The sequence below is a fragment of the Miniphocaeibacter sp. genome (assembly GCF_049276255.1).
Taxonomy (GTDB): Bacteria; Bacillota; Clostridia; order Tissierellales; family Peptoniphilaceae; genus Miniphocaeibacter.
Genome location: NZ_JBASWB010000045.1, coordinates 1 through 20,693, shown reverse-complemented (window position 1 = coordinate 20,693; position 20,693 = coordinate 1). Strand labels below are relative to the sequence as shown.

Below are 20,693 nucleotides of genomic sequence, written 5' to 3'. Positions count from 1 at the left end.
TAATCACCTCCTAAGAAACTAAATTATACTTTTTTATTTAATTTTCGCTTTATTATGAAATATGCTACTATAGCTAGAATACCTACAATTACAACTATTACTGAGTATTCTTTTACTAGAACTTCTACATATTTCCAGTTATCTCCTAAATAAACACCTAAATATGTAATTATACTATTCCAAATTAAAGATCCTAGTGCTGTATAAACAATAAACCTTATAGGATTCATCCTAAACATTCCTGCTGGAATAGAAATTATAGATCTTACTATTGGTAACATTCTACAAAGAAATATAGAAATATTTTCATATTTCAAATATATATTTTTAGCTCTCTTAAGATTAGTTTCGTCAATTTTAAGAACTTTATTTCCCTTTCTAAATATTTTTCTAATTTTTACATTATTTATATAATATCCTATATAATATAGAATAATTGCCCCTACTACTGAGCCTAATGTTGCTGAAATAACAACTCCTAAATACTTTAAACTTGTAGTAGTTGTAAAAAAACCTCCTAATCCTAAAATTATTTCTGACGGGATTGGAGGAAATATGTTCTCTATTAATATAAGGAAGAAAATTCCAAAATAACCATAATTATCTACAAAATGTATTATAAAATCTTCCAAATTCATCACCTATTCAATTATAACATAGAATTATATTCTATAATATTACAAAGGTATTACAATAAAGTCTTATTAAATAAAAAGAAGTAAGATAGTAAAATCCTACTCCTTGTTAATTCTTAGATTTGATTTTTTTCAATCTGAAAAATTCTTCTATATTTTTTTCTTCGAGAATTTCCTCTGTTTCCTTGATAATATTTTTATACCTTGGTATTTGAATTTTATCAAGAGCATTTGCCCGCTTCTTAGTCTTTTTTATTTCTTTAGCTAAATTATAGACAGTATTTTCTATTTCTGCTAGCTCATAAATAATATCCTTTATTTTTATAAATTCTTTTATTGCCTTATCAAAGGCTGGATTAGTATTGTACATTCCAAAATCTATATAGTTATCATTGTCTTTTTTATAAAAAACAGTTGGAACCATTGCTCCCATTATAGATTTGTAAATTATGTTATAATTTTCTTCCTTACTTATTCCTTCAGCTATATTTCCTAGATTTTCCCTACCCATTGTTATAGTAGCTTCTTTTAAAAGACTATATGCATTTTCAAATTCTACTGCTATTTTTTCTTGAAGCTCTTTAGACTTATCTACTAATGACATCATTTCTTTTACTAATACCACTCTTTTTCTATCCAATAGGTCATAGCCTTTTTCTGCAAAATCCAATGATTTCTTTACCTTTATTAAGTTTCCCTTTGTAGGTGTAATTTTATAAACAGCCATAACATCATCACCTATTTAAGATACTTATTCTTTAATTCTGGAGCTATTCTATCTAAATCCTCTTTAGGTAAAATTTTTATTAAATCCCAAGCTAAATTTAAAGTGTCAAAAATACTTCTATTATCATATAGATCTTGCTTTATAAATTTATTTTCAAACTCCTTGCCAAATTCCAGATATTTCTTATCTGAGTCAGATAGGTCATCTGCTCCAATAATTTGAGCTAAATCCCTAACCTCCTGTACTTTTGAATAGGAAGCAAATAATTGATTTGCTATACTTTGATGGTCTTCCCTAGTAAACCCTTCTCCTATACCGTCTTTCATTAATCTTGACAAGGACGGTAATATATTTATATTAGGGTAGATGTCCTGTTGCATTAACTCTCTCGATAAGGTAATTTGTCCTTCTGTTATATATCCTGTTAGGTCTGGAATAGGATGGGTTATATCATCATTTGGCATAGTTAATATAGGAATTAAGGTTAAGGAGCCTGCTGAATCTTCAATCATGCCTGCTCTTTCATAAATAGAAGCTAAATCTGAATACATATAACCTGGATACCCCTTTCTACTAGGAACTTCTTCTCTCATAGAAGAAATTTCCCTTAGGGCTTCTCCGTAGCTTGTTATATCTGTCATAATTACTAAAACATGTTTTCCCTTTTCAAAGGCTAAATATTCTGCAGCTGTTAAAGCACATTTTGGAACAATTACCCTTTCCATTATTGGATCATCTGCATAATTTATATACATAACAACATTTCCTAAAACTCCAGAATTTCTAAATTCATTTTCAAAGTATAAGGCTTCATCATGTTTTACTCCTATAGCAGCAAAAACTATGGAGAATTCTTGACTTTCATCTCCAATTATCTTTGCTTGTCTTACTATTTGAGCTGCTAATTTATTATGGGGCATACCGGCTCCTGAAAAAATCGGTAATTTTTGTCCTCTTATTAAGGTTGTTAAACAATCTATAGAGGAAATTCCCGTTTGTATAAAGTTTCTTGGATATACTCTTGATACAGGATTAATTGGCCTACCATTAATATTGTAATTATTTAATGAATATATTTGACCTAATCCATCAATAGGTTCACCAACTCCATTAAATTTACGTCCTAAGATTTCTTCAGACAAGGGTAATTCAAAAGGTTTAGCACTAAAAGAAACTTTAGAATTTTCACCACTAATACCTGTTGTATCTCCAAATACCTGAATTACACCAGTGTTTCCAATAATTTTTACCACTTGTCCTAAATAATTACTTTCTCCTGTCTGTACTTTTACAACTTCACCAAAGAAAATATCGGAGACTTCATTAATTTCTATTAAAGAGCTTTCTATTTTACCTAATTTTGTATATTCTTTTAACATGAATTCTCCTTTCTAATAATTTGACATTAAATCTTCAAAGTACATTTTAATTTTTTTATTTATACTATCTATTTGTGACAAGTCATCATTTGAAATATTATATTTCATATTTACAATTTCGTTATAAATCTCGCCACTAATTATTTTTGAAATTGGTATATTTTTATTTACAGCCTTTATTCCCTCTTCATAATAATTGTCAATAATTTTCAACATTTCGTATTGTTTTTTTATAGGAACATAGGTGTCTATATTATGAAAAGCATTTTGTTGTAAAAATCCTACTTTCACCATTTTCGCTATAAAAATAATTAAACGTTGGTCGTCTGGTAGAACATCTTCTCCAACTAACATTACAATTTCTTGTAATTTATCCTCTTCAAATAATAATTTCAAAATTTTATTTCTTAAAGAAACAACATCTGCTCCTATGCTTTCTTCATAATTTTCCCTTAAATCTTCAACATATTCTGAATATGATGTTAACCAGTTTATAGCAGGGTAATGTCTTGAATAGGCTAGCTCCTTGTCTAATCCTAAAAACACATTAACATATCTTTTTGTGTTTTCTGTTACTGGCTCAGAAAAATCTCCTCCTGGTGGAGATACAGCCCCAATTATTGTTACAGACCCCTCTCCGTTTCCTAATGTTTCAACATATCCTGCTCTTTCATAAAATTGTGCAATTCTTGATGGTAAATATGCCGGATAACCTTCCTCTGCCGGCATTTCCTCAAGTCTTCCTGAAATTTCCCTTAGAGCTTCAGCCCATCTTGAAGTTGAGTCTGCCATAATTGCAACATCATAACCCATATCTCTAAAATATTCTGCAATTGTAATTCCTGTATATATAGAAGCTTCCCTTGCTGCTACAGGCATATTAGATGTATTTGCAATTAAAACAGTTCTTTCCATTAAAGGTTTGTTGGTATTTGGATCTATTAATTTAGGAAAATCTTCCAGAACTTCTGTCATTTCATTTCCTCTTTCACCACATCCAATATAGACTATAATATCGGCGTCAGAATATTTTGCTAATTGATGTTGAGTCATGGTCTTTCCTGTACCAAATCCTCCTGGTATAGCAACTGTTCCTCCTTTTGCTATAGGGAAAAATATATCTAAAACCCTTTGACCTGTAGTAAGAATTTTGTCTACCTTTAATCTATTTTTTATTGGACGAGGTTTTTTTATTGTCCATTCCTGGTATAGTTTTAAAGCTACTTCTTCACCTTTTTCTGTAACTAATACAGCTATTGTTTCATTTATATTATAATTTCCATTTTCTTTTACTTTCTTCAAAGTACCAGATAAGCCAACAGGTACCATAATCCTATGGGTAATTATATCGGTTTCAGGAACTTCTGCTATAATTTGACCTTCTGAAACAAAATCTCCATCCTTTACCTTGATTTTAGTTTCCCAAAGTTTTTCTTCATCAATGGAAAGTAGTCCTACGCCTTCCGGTATAAAAGTTCCGTACTTTTCTTTTAATAAATTTAATGGTCTTTCTATACCATCAAACATATTTCCAATTAATCCCGGTCCTAATTTTAAAGATAAAGGTTTATTTGTATGAAGTATTTTGTCGTAAGGTCTAAGCCCTTCTGTTTCTTCATAAACCTGTATTATTCCTTCATTGTCCTCTAGACTAATAACTTCCCCTATTAACTTTTTTTCTCCTACAAGAACCATTTCTTTAGCCTTAAAACTTTCCATATTGTTGCCGGTAATAACCGGTCCATTAATAGATTGAATTATTCCATTTTCATTATTCAATTTCATCACCTACTTTATTGATGAATTCTTGAACATATAGGCCTATTGTATTTCTATCTTCCTTAATAGCTTCTTTAATACTATTATTGTAGATAATATTTTCTTTTTTGTTTAATACAATAAACCCACCTATTTCTGATTCATCTAATACTTCAAATCTTTCCATATTAGAGTCAAATCTTTTTATATCATCTTTTAATAAAAATATAGTATTGTTCTCATCGCCTAAAAAATCTTTTAGTTCCCTTTTCAGATTTTCAAAATATTTTTCTGTCCTAGTATATTCCCTGTATTTTTCCTTCAATTCCTTTGAGATTTCCTCAATTAGTTCTTCTCTTAATTTTAAGACAGATTCTTTTTCCGTATTTTTTATTAGTTCTATTTCTTCATTCTTTTTAATTTCAAGCTTATGTTTTTCCCTTTTTAGCTTTTTATCAAATTTTTTTCTTAACTCTTCTTCATAACTAGTTAAATTTTTAGCTAAAGTTTTATTATACTCTTCAAGTTCCTTATTGAAAAAATTCAACTTTTTATCGTAAGTTATCTTTTTAAAAAGATCGTATTTATTTTCTAGTAAAAGCATAATTAACCTCTAATCTATTTTTACTCCTAAGGATTCCTTAACATATTTCATAATAAAATCCTTATCTTTTAAGCCAGCTTCTCCAGGTATAGTAACTATTAAAGGCAATTTACCTCTTTCCCTATGGGATAAGATTAAGTCAGATAATAAATTATTAATACCTTCTGTAATAATAACTATTCCTCTATTTTCATCTTCTATACTATTGGTAAACAATCTTCTAAGCTCATCCTCATCTTCAGAAAAGCCTGTTTCTATACCTGCTAACTCCATTCCTAAAATTACATTTAATTCATTTGAAATTGCTATGCTTTTCATTTAAAGTTTTCCTAATATTAAGATAGAAATAACTAAGCCGTAAATTGGTATCCCTTCTGCCAATCCTACATATATCATAGTTTTACCAAGTATTTTAGGATCTTCTGAAACGGCACCTAAGGCTGCTGAACCAACAACGCCTACTGCATAGCCTGTACCAATTGTGGCCATACCAGTAGCTAAAGCTGCTGCTAAAAGTCCTAAGCCATTTACCTCAGTTGCTCCTGTTGTAGCTGCAAGTGAAGAAGAAGGTGCTAATAGAACTATTGTCATTAATAATAAAGGTACAAAACTAAATAAATTAATCTTTAAAGCTTTCTTGATTTTTTTCTTTGAATTATCGGTGTTTTTATATATTAAATAAACTCCTGAACTAATAGTTAATATAACTACTATTATTGCTGATGCTAAAATAAAATACATATTACATTCCCCCTAAAATTTATTTTTACTTGGAATAAAATCTATTCCATCACCTTTATAATACTTACTAAACATTTCATAATACTCAAGCCTTAAAGATTGAATAAATACTATTAAGCCCTCTAGACCCATAATTACAATATTACCAATTATAATCATAGTTAAATTTCCCACCTTGGTACCTATCATATTTCCAATTGTAGTAAAAGCTATAAACAAACCAATATGGTTAATTGCAAAAGCTCCTACTCTTATAAATGAAACTGTTCCACTAAATATGGATATTAGAGTTTCTATAATAGAAAATGACCCTTCAATGTAATAACTAGATGCTGCCTCACCATTATATAAATTTTCTTTTTTCTGTAATTTATTTGCTAGTGGTTTTTTCAATACTATAATTAATATACAAAGTCCTATTAAAATGGCATTTAATTCTATTGGCATTATTTTAAAAGATAAGGCTAAATTTAAAGCAAGACTTAGAATAAGCAAGTAAAGAATTAACCCTGTAATTCCCTTTTCTCCAAAAGCCAATTCCTCTAAGTTTTTTTCTCTTTTTAAATTATAAATACCTAGGCCATAGGACATAAGTAGTAATATAATCCCCATTACTATTGCCATAATTAAAATTGTATTAATACTTTCATAAGGTCTTATTAGTAAGGCCGGAATAACAGTTTCAAGTCCAAAAAATGAACCATATAGAAAACCAAAAATCACCGAACTAGAACCTAATCTAACTATTAATCCACCAAAATCCTTGTTTTTAATTTTTGATAGGAGAATTCCTGCAAGGACAAAAACTAAACCCTGCCCAACATCTCCAAACATTGCTCCAAATAAAATCATATAGGTTATTGCAAAAAACGGAGTCGGATCTAATTCTTCATAATTAGGTGTGCCATACATTTTTACTAGCAGCTCAAAAGGCTTAAAAAAAACATTATTTTTTAATTTGGTTGGTGGTGTAATTCCTTCATGGTCATCCATATTATTAAATTGAATAAGTATTTTATACTTACTTTTCAATTCCTTCTCTAATTTTTCACTATCACCTTTTCCAATCCAACCAGCTAAATAAAAATAATGGTCACTTATGGCTATATTATTTTTTAAGTTTTCTATATTTAATTTATTATACTTTTCAATTAAAAATGTTCTTAATTCATTAGAATATTCCTTTTTAAATTTTTCAATTTCTTTTAAAATGTTGTTTTTTTCATTTAATAAATTCAATTTTTCATTATTTATTTTTTCTATAATTTCTAAAGGAGTACCTAAATAATTCTTAGGTAAGACCATTTCTTGGAAATTTAAACTTCTTAAAGTTCTGTTTATATCAACTTCCATATCTGTAGGATAAATAATTAAATACACTTCTCCTTCTTCCATAGAACTTAAATGAAAAATAGCAGCAAAAATATTCTCATAGTTTTTCTTTAATTTTAATCTGTCATCTTTTCCTAAAATTCCAAACCTATATTTAAAGTTATTCATATTATACAAGTCTTCAATTTTAATATTTAAATTTTTAAATTTAGAAAAAAGATTTGAAAGTTGATTTTTTTCTGCAATTTTACTATCTATTTCTTGAAGCTTTTCTGTGTTTTCAAGAAGTAATTCATAATAACCTTGAATTTCATTTTCCTTATATTTTTTTAGCTTTGCCTTGTTTTTTTCTAAGTTAAATTCTAAATAGTCATTTATTCTATTTAATTTGTTTTCTTCTTCCCTTGTATTAATTTTAGATTTATATTTTCTAATATAATTAAAATCAACTGCCATATTTACATTTTCATCATTTATTGGAAAAAGAAATTCACTATGGGATATTAGGTCATTTGCATCGACTATCTGGACAAAGTTTTTTTCAACTATATCTGATATAACATTATCCATATCTGAAATATTGCCGATAATATTCATCATTAACATTTTTTCAGATTTCATATTTAACTCCTTTCTATATTTCTAATTAAATAATTTCTAGTTTCATTACTGCTAAGATTATAATTTTTAGATTCTAGAATTGCGCCAATATCCTTAATATCAAAGTCGGTCATTACAACTATTCCTAGAGTCTTTTCAAAATTAAATTTATTACTTTTTATTAAATCCTTTGATTCATAATATAAATACCTATTAATTCTCCTTTCCATATAAATATCTATATTATGTTCAGAGTCAAATAAAAAACTATACTTAGTTTTTAAAATACTATCGACAAATTCCTCAAGTTCCATATATGATAAATTTTTAATATCTGTAATATTAAATAAATCGCCTCCTATTATTGTGTAATTATAAATAATAACCGGCTCAATATTATAGAATTTTTTTCCTCTATATATCCAACTTAAATTGTATAAATCTATGAACTGTCCATAAAACTTTTTAATAATTTTCTCATTTTCCTTATTTAAACATCTACTTTCAAAGAAAATACTAGAATAATAATTTCTATCTAAAGACATTTCTACAAAAAACAACAAATCTCTAATTTCTTGGTTTTTATAGCCTCTTAGATATTTATAAAATTTTGTTTCTTTAAGGCTTTCATAAAATTCCTCTAAAGTTATTTCTTCCCTTACTCTTTCATAAAAGTCATCTCTTACAATTAAACTTTCCCTAGAAAAGTTTTTGTTTTTTGTAACAATATTTCTAGTTGCTTTCTTTATATCTTCTATTTCATATTTATCTAGAATAAAATCAAGTAAATTCTTATAATTTTTAGATAAAAAATAACTTAGTTTATTTAAAACGTTTAATCTATTCTTTTTTAAATCTGATTCAATTTCATTTATAGAATTGTATTTTCTATTTATAATAAATTTTCTTTCAAATAAATAGTCTACAACTTCTTCTATATTCTTGAAATTAATAAGATTTTCATAATCTTCTTCTTGTAAAAGATAATTTTTCATAGAAGATATTTTACTATTTAAAGCAGAGAATTCTTTTGCTGAACCCATTTAATCACTTTCCTCTGAAAAATGTTTTTCAAATACTTTTTCAATTATCAAGCTTTTATTTTTTTAAAAGCCTCAGTTAAATTATTAATGCGATTATTATTTTTCTCCTTTAAAGCCAACTGCTTCTTTTTTATACTGTCTTCAATTTCTTTCCTATATTCCTCTAATTTGAAATTATAATCTTTTTCATAATCATCAAATAACTTTTCTTTTTTTTTATTAAATTCTACAAGCCCCTCATTTTTTTTATTATTGAAGTCAATATCTAAATTATTAATTGACTTATCTAAATCTATTATTTCTTTAATAAAATTATCCATATAATCTCCTGCCCTTAACACATAATAAATTATAGTACTCCTCTAAGAGAAATTTGTCACGTTTTTTCCATATTTAATTTATAAATATTTAAAAATATTAATATTTAATAAAAATTCATTTTTTATTCATTTTTGTATTTTAAAGGAATAGGTCTATTATTTTTAATATTACACTGTATTTTTCAAAGTTTTATTAAATATAAACACAAAAAAACTCCAGTAGTATCTACTACTGGAATTTTCGAATTTATAAATATTAATTTTTATTCATTTGTTTATATCTATTTATATTCTCTTCACTAAGAAACTCATAGGCTTCGTTAATTTTTTGAAACATCTCTGTTGCACCTGGATCCTTATTAATATCAGGATGGTATTTCTTAGCCATTTTTCTATAAGCTGTTTTTACTTCATAAATATTAGTGTCTTCTGGTATTCCTAACACTTCACAGCTCTCCTTATACTTTGTTTTAAAATCATTTAAAGGATTTGTATAAGAGCCTTGACCATAGCCACCATAGCCTTGTTGCTGACCTTGGTAGCCTCCAAAAGTCCTTCTAAAATCTTCATCATTCATATTGTAGTAATGGAAACCTCCACTACCTTGTGAAAAGTTTTTAAATATTTCTTCCCAAAAATCATTTTGTGCTTGCTGTTGCTCTTCCCTTTCTCTTTCTTCCCTTTCCTTCCTATCTTTATAGTCCTTAGAGAATTCACTATAGGATTTAAAGTTTTCCTTATTATTTATTAAAAAATCACCATAGTTTCTTAAAAATTCTACAGCTGAAAAATTAATATACTGTAGCCAACTAACAAATTTTCTTCCTAATATAGGAACTAGGACGAAAAATGCTATAATAATTATTATATAGGGCGATAGTAGAACACCTGCACCACCAATAACCCAAGGAGCTATTAAGAAGGCACTACACCCTACAAAAACCAAGGAAAGTAAAGCCTTACCTAATTGTGACACTACACTTACTACAACTTCCATTATATTTATTAATCCACCTATTAAAATCTCTAAAAAATTAGCTAGTCCTAAGATGAATTTTCCCCAAATTTTTCTCATTTACCATACCTTTCCAAATACTTTCTAATATATTCCTTATCTTCTTTAATTAAAGAAAAATCATTACATTTAAATTCAATATGATGTCTTAATTCATGAATTAGTACCTCTTCCAATTTATCCTTAAATTGTTCTCGAGGTAGATGTCCTCTAGTTTTAATTATTGACCCATAATAAATCCTAATAAGATTGTACATACGATTTCTTACATATTCACCATTAATATACAAAGTATTATTAATGCTTTTAGGATGCATTTTTGCAGATTCAATTAATACAATCCCCCCTTGTAAATCTTCAAGTAAAACTTCAGGAATTGTACTGGCAATTTCTTCCAACATATCATGAACATCATCTATTGTATATTTTTCATTTAAATTTTCCATACTATACTCCAAATAATTATAATTATACCATAAAATAATTAATTTATTCTTAATAAAATGATATAATAATTCACTATGCTATAATTATTTTGAAAAGGAGAATTAAATGATAGAATTTTTAAGAGAACAAAATATAAGTAATGACTTAATTGATAAAGTCTTGGATTTTAGAAAAGAAAATCAATTAGATAATAAATATATAAACCGTATACCTACACCACACTATAAATACTATGGAAAAGAGGTTTGGGAACAAAGTATTACCGCTATACTTCAAGGTTCTAATATCTTACTTAGCGGTCCTAAAGCTACAGGTAAAAATGTCCTAAGTGATAATTTAGCTGCCTTGTTTCAAAGACCTACTTGGAATATATCCTTTCATGTAAACACCGACAGTACAAATTTAATCGGAACAGATACCTTTAAGGACAATGAAGTTACCTTTAGACCTGGTCCTATTTATGATGTAGCACTAAATGGTGGCTTTGGCATATTAGATGAAGTCAACATGGCTAAAAGCGATTCTGTAGCAGTTATTCATTCCCTACTTGACTATAGAAGAATTATTGATGTACCAGGATATGAAAAAATAGATTTAAATAAGGCCACTAGGTTTATAGGAACAATGAATTATGGGTACGCCGGCACTAAGGAATTAAATGAAGCCCTAGTATCTCGTTTCCTTATAATAGATATGCCTAAGGCCAATAAAGAAACTTTAAAACATATTTTACTTACTGATTTTGACTTAAAAGAAGAAGCTTTAGACTTATTTATAAGATTATTTTTAGACTTACAAGAAAAGAGTATGAATTCTGAAATCTCTTCAAAATCCATTGATATTAGAGGTTTAATAGCTGCAATTGGTGCAATGAAAATAGGACTAAATATAAAGTCAGCTTTAAAAATAAGCTTAGTTAATAAAACTTTTGATCTTTTTGAAAGGGAGATTATTCAAGATGTTATTAATAGTCTCTTTAAAAACGATTTAACAAAAGAAGATATTTTCAAGGTATTGTAATGGAAAATAATCTAATGGATTTAAGCACTAATAGAATGAATAATATTACTTGGACCATTGCTGATAATTATAATTTTATACCAGACTACAAGATTTTTAAATTTGAAAATAATGATAAAATCAACATTTATAAATCAGCCTTAGCCGGCTTTAGCTATAATAAATTTCAAATAGAGGAAGTCTATAATTTCTTGGCAGTATTAACTAAAGACAACCCCTATCCTGACGATTATTATAAAATAACTGAATTAATATTAGAGGAATATTTTTGGTCCTACTACGATAAATATAGACCGGGAATAGTAGAGTTTAGAGACTATACCTCCAAAGAAAAATTTAATAATTACAAATTTAGACCACCTAGAAATTTAGCCCAGGAATTAGAATATGCATACTATAGTAGAAAATTATCCCATGTACCTAAAACTAGACAAATGGTTGTTTTATTATTAAATGACATTATGAATGTAAAAAATATAGAAAACACTTCAGACCTTATATTAAAAATAGATGAAATAATAAAAAGACATTTTCATATTCATTTAAATATTAATTATGAACAAAATTTAGAAAAATCCTTAAAAACTGCTAAAGAAAAAGATAATCTACCTAAGGATTTAAAACCTAAAATAGAGTTTAAAAAAAGAAATTTAAATATTCTAGATAAGGATGAAGTTGAAGCTGCCGAATTTAATAAATCCAGTTTTTTATTTGAAGACAAGGAAATAGACTCTGAATTAGACGAAAATAATATTATTACAGAAAACTTTACTAAAGATAACTATTTAAAAGATCTAGCTGAAAAAGTATACGGTAAAAGTATATTAAATAAATCTAATAGCTTAAAATTGGAAAATAGATTATGTACTGGCATACATGATGGAATACAGTTACTTCTTACAAATGGAGAATTTGGAAAAACTTTAAACGAACAGTTTAGGGAAGCTGAAAAACAGGAAATAAAAAAAGAAAATTTAGAGCATTTTAATAAAAATTATTTAATCTACAAAAGGTCAATTACTAAATTAAGGGAAGTTATAAGAAGGGAAATTCTAACAGATTTAAACGAAAGTAGACACCTGTCTACAAATGGTCAGTTAGTTCCATCTTTACTTTGGAAACCTAAATATATAAATAACAATAAGATTTTTTATAAGGAAAAAAAGGATGAAATTGGTACAGTTTCAGTAGATATCCTGTTAGATAGTTCTGCCTCTCAAATAGAAAGACAAGCTTTAATAGCTTCACAAGGTTTTATAATTGCCCAATCCTTAACGGATTTAAACATTCCAACTAGAGTAATGTCCTTTAATAATTTTTATAATGTTTTAGTATTAAGAATTTTTAGAGACTACTTTGATTCAGATAACAAAAATCAAAATATTTTTGAATATACACCTTCTGGTTCAAATAGAGATGGATTAGCTATTAAAACTGTTAGTTATTTTATGAATAATACAGAATTTGAAAGAAGAATTCTTATAGTTTTAAGTGATGGAAAGCCCAACGACAAAATAAATTTAAAAATCATTGGAAACATTAATAAAAAAGCTAAGGATTATATAAAAGAAGATGCCGTTAAGGATTCCTCTAAAGAGGTGTTCTTAAGTAGAAATTCCGACAATATAGTCCTAGGTGTATTTACCGGCGAAGAAGAGGATCTTCCAAGTGAAAAAAAGATATATGGCAATGATTTTGCCTATATTTCCAATATAAACAGGTTTTCTGATATAGTAGGTAATTTCTTGAAAAAGGTATTAATTAATGAGCTTGATTAAAAAATAAGTCCAAAATATAAGTTTATTTTGGACTTATTTTTTCTATTTTAATATGACTATCTAAATTTTCCATAAACAAATCTAATTGTTTTTGATTTTTTATTATAATTACCTTGTCCCTATATTTATCTAATAGTTTTTTATAGTGTATTTTTGTTTCCTTATTTCTTCCCTTATGTAAAATCCAATAAATAAATTCTAAGTCTATTTTTTCATTACAGCCTTCTGCCATACTATCCCTTGTTGTATTTTTAAATTTAAAATACCTTTTTATGGCTCTCCTAAGGCAAGAAAATCGATTAAATTTCATATAAATTATTTTATCTGCTAAAAACAATCTTTCTTCCTGATAAAAACTAGTATAGTTACCATCTATTACCCAAGACTCCTTATTAATAAAATCTAAAACCAAGGACTTAGCTTCTTTCCTGTCCCTCAGCTCCCAATTAGGTAAAAATTGAACAGTATCAAGATATAAAAGAGGAATCTTGTATTTTTTACTTAAATATTTAGAAAGTGTCGACTTTCCACTACCACTATACCCTAAAATAGCTATTTTCATTTTCTCTCCAAGTTAAACTGTATATTTTTTCTATAATTATACAATATATCATAAAAACTAATAAATTTTAATATTTTAAATTAAATATCTTTTTCAATTTTTATATTTTTAATTTCTGCTATATTTCCATTATTAAATATTGGAAAAGTTATAGTATTATCTCCGAAAGTAAACTGTTTTGATTTCTTATCTATATAATTAACAATTTCTCTTACACTTAAATTATTGTTTGAAATCTCTTCTATAATAATATATTCTGAATTAGGATTAATTACTATCCTATATGGTAAATTAGAATAATTAAACTCTTGAATATTTAACATATTATTATTTTTATCCATTTCTATTATTTTTATTTCCTTTTTTCTTAATATTTTTCTTACTTCTAATTCTACAGTGTTAAATTGTTCGTCTTGACTTACTTTATTATTCAAGTTTTCTGATATTGAAATTTTTTCATAATTTCCTTCTTCGAAGTTATAAAAATATTTTCCATCTAAATCTAACCCAAAGATATATTCATTATCACCTATATAATATTCATTATCAGCTGTTAAATATATAGGATATAATTTTATACTTCCTTTAGTTTCTGCATCAAGGTAAATTTTACCCTTTAAATTAATTTGAAATCTTGATTGTCCTTCTTCATAATTATAATCTGCCTTTGTTTCTATATATGAACTACCTATTGTTTCCGTTGCACTATTTCTGTTTTCCAAATCAACTGTAGCTATTGTCAAAAATGCATAACCTTCAGCTCCCTCTACCTCTATATATTTATTTGTATCTTCACCCTTAACTTCAATTTTTACATCTTCAATATCTCTTATTCTCTCCTCTTTTCCATATTCAACTAACTGAACAAATCCTCCAACTAATATATCATTTACCGGATTTTTAACTGTTTCTTCCTTTGCCAATCTACATCCATTAAGAGAAAGAACCATTAGCAAAATTAATAAACCTACATTGAACTTTTTCATATTAATCCTCCAATTCTCCATCAAATTTTAATATGTCACCAATATCACAATCTAAATAATAACAAATTTTATTTACAGTATTAAATCTTATTCCTTTTGCCTTACCTGAACGTAAAATAGATAAATTAGCCTCAGTAATATTAATTAATTTTGCTAATTCTTTTGAAGTCATATTCCTATCTTTTAATATTTCATCTAGATATACTTTTATTGCCATAATACACCTTAAATAAACATTTCATTTTCTTCTTTTATTTCTTTAACTTTTATTAAATATTGCACAATTAAGCTAATAAATAAAAAGTAAACTAACAATTCCAAATTAAAATTTGTTTTTATAGTTATATTATAAAAATACTTCTCAAAAATTATATAAACTAAATTTATAATTATATTTATAAAAATCGACATTAACAATCCAACCTTTATTTTGTTTTTTAGTGAATATAGTTTAGTAATTACGATATTTTCATTAAATTCGTTTTCCATATCAATAAGAATATATATTAAATTCATATTCAAGAAAATATATACCATATTAAAAATATTATTATTTATAAAATCCAACATAATCCTAACTAATTCATAATTCTCTATTGCAAACATATATTTTTCTTTTAATCTATTTAAATACTCAAATATGGACATTGCGTTACCATAATAATTTAAGGTTTCCATATTATTTAAATTATCCTTTAAACTAACACCAAAAATATTAATTATTGCAATAACATTAGTTAAGAATAAAATTCCTATAATATATTTTATTGAATTTGTTCTATTTATATTTATTTTTAAAAATCTCCATATAATATACAACAAAATTAATTGATTTGTAATAATAGAAAATGAAGCTTGTAAACTAATATTCTGTTTTAAAATTATTTCTATAATATTTGGATTTATTCCTAAATAGATAGTTGAAAATATTAGTAATGAAATTAAAAATAACAAGTAATCAATATTTTTTAAATTATTTTTCTTTTTTATCCTAATAAATAATATTATTGGAATTATAGATATTAATATATATATAGCCCAAGATACTATATTTCCAATATTTCCACTTAAAGACATTATTCTTAGCATATTACTTATTTGATAATATGGAAAAAATATTATTTGTTTCATATTAAAAATATTTGCTTTAAAAATATTTAGAATAAAAAGTATTAAGACTTCCATTATTAAAAATATCGTTAATTTCTTTTTCATATTTTAATACCCCTTTAATAATTATTGTTTTACAATAATTATACCAAATTAATTATCGTAAAACAATAATTAATTGAATAAAAAAATCAAATATACCTATTAGATATACTTGATTTTTAAAATATTTATTAAATTTTACACTAGGCTAATATTTCAATAACATTTTTATTTGCTGCAGCTTTTGCAGGGCTATAACTAAATATTATTCCTATTGCTAAGGAAATAAATAGGGAAATAAGTACAGGACCTGCTTCTATTGAAATTGAAAATGGTAAAAATATTGCTATTATCATAGCAAATAGAAGTCCAAAGAAATATCCTAATATTCCACCTATTACAGTTATTATTATTCCCTCTAATAAAAACTGTACTGTAATATTCTTCTTTGTTGCTCCTAAGGCCCTTCTTATTCCAATTTCCTTAGTTCTTTCAGAAACTGATATAAACATCATATTCATTATTCCAATTCCAGCTATTAGAAGTGAAATACCTCCTATTAAGGCTATAAAAGTAGTTATGCTATCTAGAATATTGGATATACCATCCATTATTCCTCCAATGTCTATAAAGGTATATTGACCTAAATCCTTCATACTTCCATTGTCAGCTAAGAAATCTACTACTTTTTCCGATACATCAGAAACTTGAGCTCCTTTTTCTAAATATAAGGTAATTGAAGAACTTGCAAATTTTGACTCATTGTAAAACTCATAGGTGGCTTTTGGAATAGATAAAGAATAATCCATCATTGCCATCATGCCAGTAGCACCTTTATAAACACCTACTATTTGGTAATTCAATCCATTTATTTTTACATTTTTTCCTAAATACGTATTTTTACCCTCAAAGAGTTTTTTCGCTACATAGTCACTAATAACAACTACTCTGTTTTTAGTTTTATCATCTACAGATGTTAAATTCCTTCCTTCGATTAATTTTTCATCTGTGTTTTTTACTAATTTTGCAGTAGTATTTTCTGTAGTTTTATCTGACTCCAAAATCATTGATGCACTATTTGAATCCGGATTTACACCGGCTATTTCTACATTTTTTACGCCTTTTATTTTTCTTATTCCTATTAAGTCCTGAGCAGAATAAAACTTTATATTTGCATCATATGCCAGGGACATATCATTAGGCTGAAATGTAATATTACTGGTAATCTCCTGTGTTTCATCTTCTGTAAGCTCATCTACTACATAATTTTCAAAACCTTGACCAATAGAAATTATAGCAATTACTGCACCGATTCCAATTATTATTCCTAACATTGTTAATATACTTCGCTTTTTATTTCTTTTTATAGCATTAAATGCATCTGAAAATAATACCGAAAATCTCATTACAAATCAAACCTTTCTTCTAAATTTCCATCAACCATAAAAAGAACTTTTGAACAGTAAGAAGCTAAACTTCTATCGTGGGTTACCATAACTACAGTTGTTTTATTTTCTATATTTAATTTTTTAAATATTTCCATAATTTCTTTAGAAGTCGCCGAGTCTAAAGCACCTGTTGGCTCGTCTGCAAGAATAAATTTAGGATTGTGAACTATTGCCCTGGCAATTGCAACCCTTTGTTTCTGTCCACCTGAAAGTTGTGTAGGATATTTATTTATTTTTTCAGGTATTCCTACAGATTCTAAGGCTTTTAAGACGACTTCTTTAGTTTTCCTAGGTGTTAATCCTGCATATAATAAGGGTAGTTCAATATTTTCCCTAACTGTATAATTGTCTATTAAATTGAAATTTTGAAATACAAAACCAACGGACTTATTTCTAATATGGGAAAGTTTATCATCATTTTCATTTTTTGTTAGTTTTCCATCAAAAAGATATTCTCCCTCATATTTATTGTCCATAAATCCAATTATATTCATTAATGTGGATTTACCTGAGCCTGATTCTCCCATAATCCCAACAAATTCGCCTTCATGTACTTCAAAGGACACATCTTTTAAAACATGTAATTTTTCTTCCCCTGTAATATATGTTTTGTTGATCTTTCTAACCTCTATCATTCTTGCGTCTCCGGATTTATAGAGTTTTCCTGAGCTTTTACCTCTTTTGTAGCTTCTGTACTACTACTTTCACTATTATCTGTTACCTTTACTTCCATATTTTCAGTAATACCTTCAATATTGGAAATTATTTTATCACCAAGCTTTAAACCACTAATTAATTTATATATACCATCTTCCAATTCTACTTCTATTTCTTCTTTAACTGTTTTTCCATTTTCCACTTTAAAAATATAATATTTTTCTTTTTCTTTTAATACTGCTTCTAGTGGTAAATAAATTTTCTCTTGAGGTAATTTTATATTTACAGAAAATCCATAATGTATATTTTCATCAGGTACAACTGTAAAATTATAATTTGTAATTGATGTTGTTTGTTGATTCATAGAAATTTGGCCCTCATTACTAATTGGCATTTCATCAATACTTTTTATAGTCCCACCTATTTCCTCTCCAGAATTTGCAACTATTATTTTTACTTTATTATCAACTTCTAATTTGTCATAATCGTATTCTGAAACTTGTCCCTTTATAATAGTATTAACACTTGTTATTGTTATAACTGGACTTGCTCCAGTCATACTAATTGCTGCCTCAGCAGCTTCTTTATCAAGTTTGACTTTTCCGGAAATTTTTGCTTTTTCTATATAGTTTAAGCTTTCTTTAACAACTTTTCTTTGAGAATCTATTCCTTTTATTTCTGCATTTGCTTGACTAACTGCAGACTCTAAACTTGGAATTGTAGACTCTAAACTTTGAACCTCCATCTTTGCTGCTTCCAGTTCCATTTGTAACTGCGTAAGTTCTCCTGAACTTTGACCGATATTATTTGAATTATTGAAATCCTCAATATCTGTTGGTAGAGTAATACTAGAAGAAATATTTTTTATTTTATTTGTTAAGTCAGTTACTTTCTTATTTGCTGCCGATAAACTGCCTTTTGCCTTACTTAACTGTGAACTAGTGGCATTTTTTGCATCTACGGCTAAATTATACTGTGTATTTAACTGTTCTACTTGAGTTTTAGCAGTATCATTTTCATAAATAAATAAGTTTTGTCCTTCTTCTACAGAATCTCCATCTTTTACATAATATTCCTTTATTTTCCCCTTTGTAGAATCTAAGTATACTTCCTGCTTTTCACTAGCCTCTACATTTCCTGAAAAGGAAATAGGATCTTGTTCTATTACTTCGTATAGTTCTACAGTCTTTTTAGTGTCCCTATTTAAAAACATCGTTAGTGCAACAATTATAAGTAGAATTATGGAGACTACTGCAATGATAATTTTATTCTTTTTTGACATAATTTATTAATTTTCCTCTTCTAATTTATTTAGTTTATTACTAAGCATTAATAGCCTAATTGATGGTAATAATGCAAAAATAAAATATATTACAAACAATATTGATAAAAATATTACTATAAACATCATAGCTCCACTTGCTTCTTTAGGAAGCATATCTAAAAAACCACTTGAAATTATAACACTAATTACAAAAGTAAATACAAACAATATTAATTTCAAAATATATGGTAATGTATTAATTGATTCCTTATTATTGATTTTTGTATTATTTTTTACGGCTACTAGTACAATATAAACCATTATTAATAAGCTAATTACTTCTTGAACTATTTTAAATGCAGACGGTTTAAATGCCTCTACGCTTAAACTAGTAGTACTAAGTCCTGCTTGTTCATATAGTTGTTTCATGCTTACTACATATTCGTCCCAATCTGTAGTTAAATCTGATATTAATCCGTATACAGAAAATAATATAGCAATAATTCCAACGATTATTAATATCATATTCCAAGTTTTCATTTTTTTAAATATTCTTTCTTTATCCATTTTTTCCTCCCTTATTGTGCATTAATAAACTAATACATTATATTATACCAAAATGAATTGCTTTTAACAATTTTACTTTTAAATATTATTTAAGTTTTCATAAGTTCATTTTAATAGTGTATATAATGTTTATATGCACTATACTCGTTTGTAAAATATTTGTCAATTTAAAATACAAAAAGAATAGAAGCAAAGCTGCTTCTATTCCATATATTTTACTATTTGATTTTCTTTAAAGGTTTCTTTCAAATCTATTATTCTCTGATTTTCAGAACCCCTAAATTTTAATCTAAGATTTTTTAATTTCTCTACAAAAGGTCCATCAACAAGAACATCACATAATTTTAATAACTCAGTATTTTTCTCATTTTTTATTAGTTTTTCAAAAACATATCCTGAAAAAATCCAAATATTTTTTTCTGTACCCTTTTTTATATCAGAAACTATTTTTATAAGATCTTCTGTATTATCGAAAGGCTCTCCACCTAATATAGTTAAACCTTCAATAATATCGGACTTTAAATATTCTAATATTTGATTAGTCTGATTTTCAGTCCAAATATCACCATAGTTAAAATCTTGATATTCCTTATTAAAACAATTTTTACAACCTAAGGTACATCCTGTTACAAATATTGTTGTTCTAACACCTGGTCCA

At 26.6% G+C, this 20,693-nt stretch carries 23 protein-coding genes; 2 read left to right on the top strand and 21 right to left on the bottom strand.

The window, feature by feature from the left end; genetic code table 11:
- Positions 1 to 23 precede the first annotated feature (23 nt).
- From WAO56_RS04380 to WAO56_RS04325, 12 genes are all read right to left on the bottom strand, one after another.
- Complete coding sequence (locus WAO56_RS04380; RefSeq protein ID WP_422145051.1) at positions 24 to 632, bottom strand: DedA family protein; 609 nt, start codon at positions 630 to 632, stop codon at positions 24 to 26.
- Positions 633 to 744: 112 nt separating this feature from the next.
- A complete protein-coding gene (locus WAO56_RS04375) occupies positions 745 to 1,362 on the bottom strand; it encodes a V-type ATP synthase subunit D (RefSeq protein WP_422145050.1) in 618 nt (205 codons plus the stop codon).
- An 11-nt stretch (positions 1,363 to 1,373) separates the two neighbouring features.
- The gene (locus WAO56_RS04370; protein ID WP_422145049.1) at positions 1,374 to 2,741 is read right to left on the bottom strand and encodes a V-type ATP synthase subunit B; all 1,368 of its coding nucleotides are present in this window, start codon (positions 2,739 to 2,741) and stop codon (positions 1,374 to 1,376) included.
- Positions 2,742 to 2,753: 12 nt separating this feature from the next.
- Positions 2,754 to 4,520, bottom strand: coding sequence for a V-type ATP synthase subunit A (locus WAO56_RS04365; RefSeq protein ID WP_422145048.1), 1,767 nt, complete (start codon positions 4,518 to 4,520; stop codon positions 2,754 to 2,756).
- Positions 4,513 to 5,103 carry a hypothetical protein gene (locus tag WAO56_RS04360; protein ID WP_422145047.1) on the bottom strand — a complete coding sequence of 197 codons (591 nt, stop codon included), beginning with the start codon at positions 5,101 to 5,103 and terminating at the stop codon, positions 4,513 to 4,515. Before WAO56_RS04360 ends, WAO56_RS04365 begins: the two co-directional genes overlap by 8 nt.
- 9 nt (positions 5,104 to 5,112) lie before the next feature.
- Complete coding sequence (locus WAO56_RS04355) at positions 5,113 to 5,421, bottom strand: V-type ATP synthase subunit F (RefSeq protein WP_422145046.1); 309 nt, start codon at positions 5,419 to 5,421, stop codon at positions 5,113 to 5,115.
- Entirely contained in the window at positions 5,422 to 5,844 is a 423-nt protein-coding gene (locus WAO56_RS04350) for an ATP synthase subunit C (protein ID WP_422145045.1), read from the bottom strand.
- Positions 5,845 to 5,856: 12 nt separating this feature from the next.
- Positions 5,857 to 7,797, bottom strand: coding sequence for a V-type ATP synthase subunit I (locus WAO56_RS04345; protein ID WP_422145044.1), 1,941 nt, complete (start codon positions 7,795 to 7,797; stop codon positions 5,857 to 5,859).
- A gap of 2 nt (positions 7,798 to 7,799) precedes the next feature.
- The gene (locus WAO56_RS04340) at positions 7,800 to 8,819 is read right to left on the bottom strand and encodes a V-type ATPase subunit (protein ID WP_422145043.1); all 1,020 of its coding nucleotides are present in this window, start codon (positions 8,817 to 8,819) and stop codon (positions 7,800 to 7,802) included.
- 47 nt (positions 8,820 to 8,866) lie between these two features.
- Entirely contained in the window at positions 8,867 to 9,139 is a 273-nt protein-coding gene (locus WAO56_RS04335) for a hypothetical protein (RefSeq protein ID WP_422145042.1), read from the bottom strand.
- Positions 9,140 to 9,395: 256 nt separating this feature from the next.
- Positions 9,396 to 10,214, bottom strand: coding sequence for a J domain-containing protein (locus WAO56_RS04330; RefSeq protein ID WP_422145041.1), 819 nt, complete (start codon positions 10,212 to 10,214; stop codon positions 9,396 to 9,398).
- Positions 10,211 to 10,600 carry a hypothetical protein gene (locus WAO56_RS04325; protein ID WP_422145040.1) on the bottom strand — a complete coding sequence of 130 codons (390 nt, stop codon included), beginning with the start codon at positions 10,598 to 10,600 and terminating at the stop codon, positions 10,211 to 10,213. The genes WAO56_RS04330 and WAO56_RS04325 overlap by 4 nt, the downstream gene beginning before the upstream one ends.
- Before the next feature lie 106 nt (positions 10,601 to 10,706).
- Between WAO56_RS04325 and WAO56_RS04320 the strand changes: the two genes are divergently transcribed.
- Both WAO56_RS04320 and WAO56_RS04315 read left to right on the top strand, forming a co-directional pair.
- Positions 10,707 to 11,621, top strand: coding sequence for an AAA family ATPase (locus WAO56_RS04320; RefSeq protein ID WP_422145039.1), 915 nt, complete (start codon positions 10,707 to 10,709; stop codon positions 11,619 to 11,621).
- The gene (locus WAO56_RS04315) at positions 11,621 to 13,399 is read left to right on the top strand and encodes a hypothetical protein (protein WP_422145038.1); all 1,779 of its coding nucleotides are present in this window, start codon (positions 11,621 to 11,623) and stop codon (positions 13,397 to 13,399) included. Before WAO56_RS04320 ends, WAO56_RS04315 begins: the two co-directional genes overlap by 1 nt.
- Positions 13,400 to 13,421: 22 nt before the next feature.
- Here the strand turns inward: WAO56_RS04315 and WAO56_RS04310 are convergent, their stop codons facing one another.
- From WAO56_RS04310 to nrdG, 9 genes are all read right to left on the bottom strand, one after another.
- Positions 13,422 to 13,961, bottom strand: coding sequence for a DNA topology modulation protein (locus tag WAO56_RS04310; protein WP_422145037.1), 540 nt, complete (start codon positions 13,959 to 13,961; stop codon positions 13,422 to 13,424).
- A gap of 80 nt (positions 13,962 to 14,041) precedes the next feature.
- A complete protein-coding gene (locus tag WAO56_RS04305) occupies positions 14,042 to 14,947 on the bottom strand; it encodes a hypothetical protein (protein WP_422145036.1) in 906 nt (301 codons plus the stop codon).
- Between the two features lies 1 nt (position 14,948).
- Complete coding sequence (locus WAO56_RS04300; RefSeq protein WP_422145035.1) at positions 14,949 to 15,164, bottom strand: helix-turn-helix domain-containing protein; 216 nt, start codon at positions 15,162 to 15,164, stop codon at positions 14,949 to 14,951.
- 8 nt (positions 15,165 to 15,172) lie between these two features.
- Complete coding sequence (locus WAO56_RS04295; protein ID WP_422145034.1) at positions 15,173 to 16,162, bottom strand: hypothetical protein; 990 nt, start codon at positions 16,160 to 16,162, stop codon at positions 15,173 to 15,175.
- Between the two features lie 140 nt (positions 16,163 to 16,302).
- Positions 16,303 to 17,505 carry an ABC transporter permease gene (locus WAO56_RS04290; protein WP_422145033.1) on the bottom strand — a complete coding sequence of 401 codons (1,203 nt, stop codon included), beginning with the start codon at positions 17,503 to 17,505 and terminating at the stop codon, positions 16,303 to 16,305.
- Entirely contained in the window at positions 17,505 to 18,182 is a 678-nt protein-coding gene (locus WAO56_RS04285) for an ABC transporter ATP-binding protein (protein ID WP_422145032.1), read from the bottom strand. Before WAO56_RS04285 ends, WAO56_RS04290 begins: the two co-directional genes overlap by 1 nt.
- On the bottom strand, positions 18,179 to 19,486 hold the full coding sequence (locus WAO56_RS04280; RefSeq protein ID WP_422145031.1) for an efflux RND transporter periplasmic adaptor subunit: 1,308 nt from the start codon (positions 19,484 to 19,486) through the stop codon (positions 18,179 to 18,181). Before WAO56_RS04280 ends, WAO56_RS04285 begins: the two co-directional genes overlap by 4 nt.
- Positions 19,487 to 19,492: 6 nt before the next feature.
- Entirely contained in the window at positions 19,493 to 20,035 is a 543-nt protein-coding gene (locus tag WAO56_RS04275; protein ID WP_422145030.1) for a hypothetical protein, read from the bottom strand.
- Between the two features lie 201 nt (positions 20,036 to 20,236).
- Positions 20,237 to 20,693 (bottom strand): anaerobic ribonucleoside-triphosphate reductase activating protein (nrdG, locus tag WAO56_RS04270; RefSeq protein ID WP_422145029.1); only part of this gene is annotated, 457 nt, incomplete at its 5' end.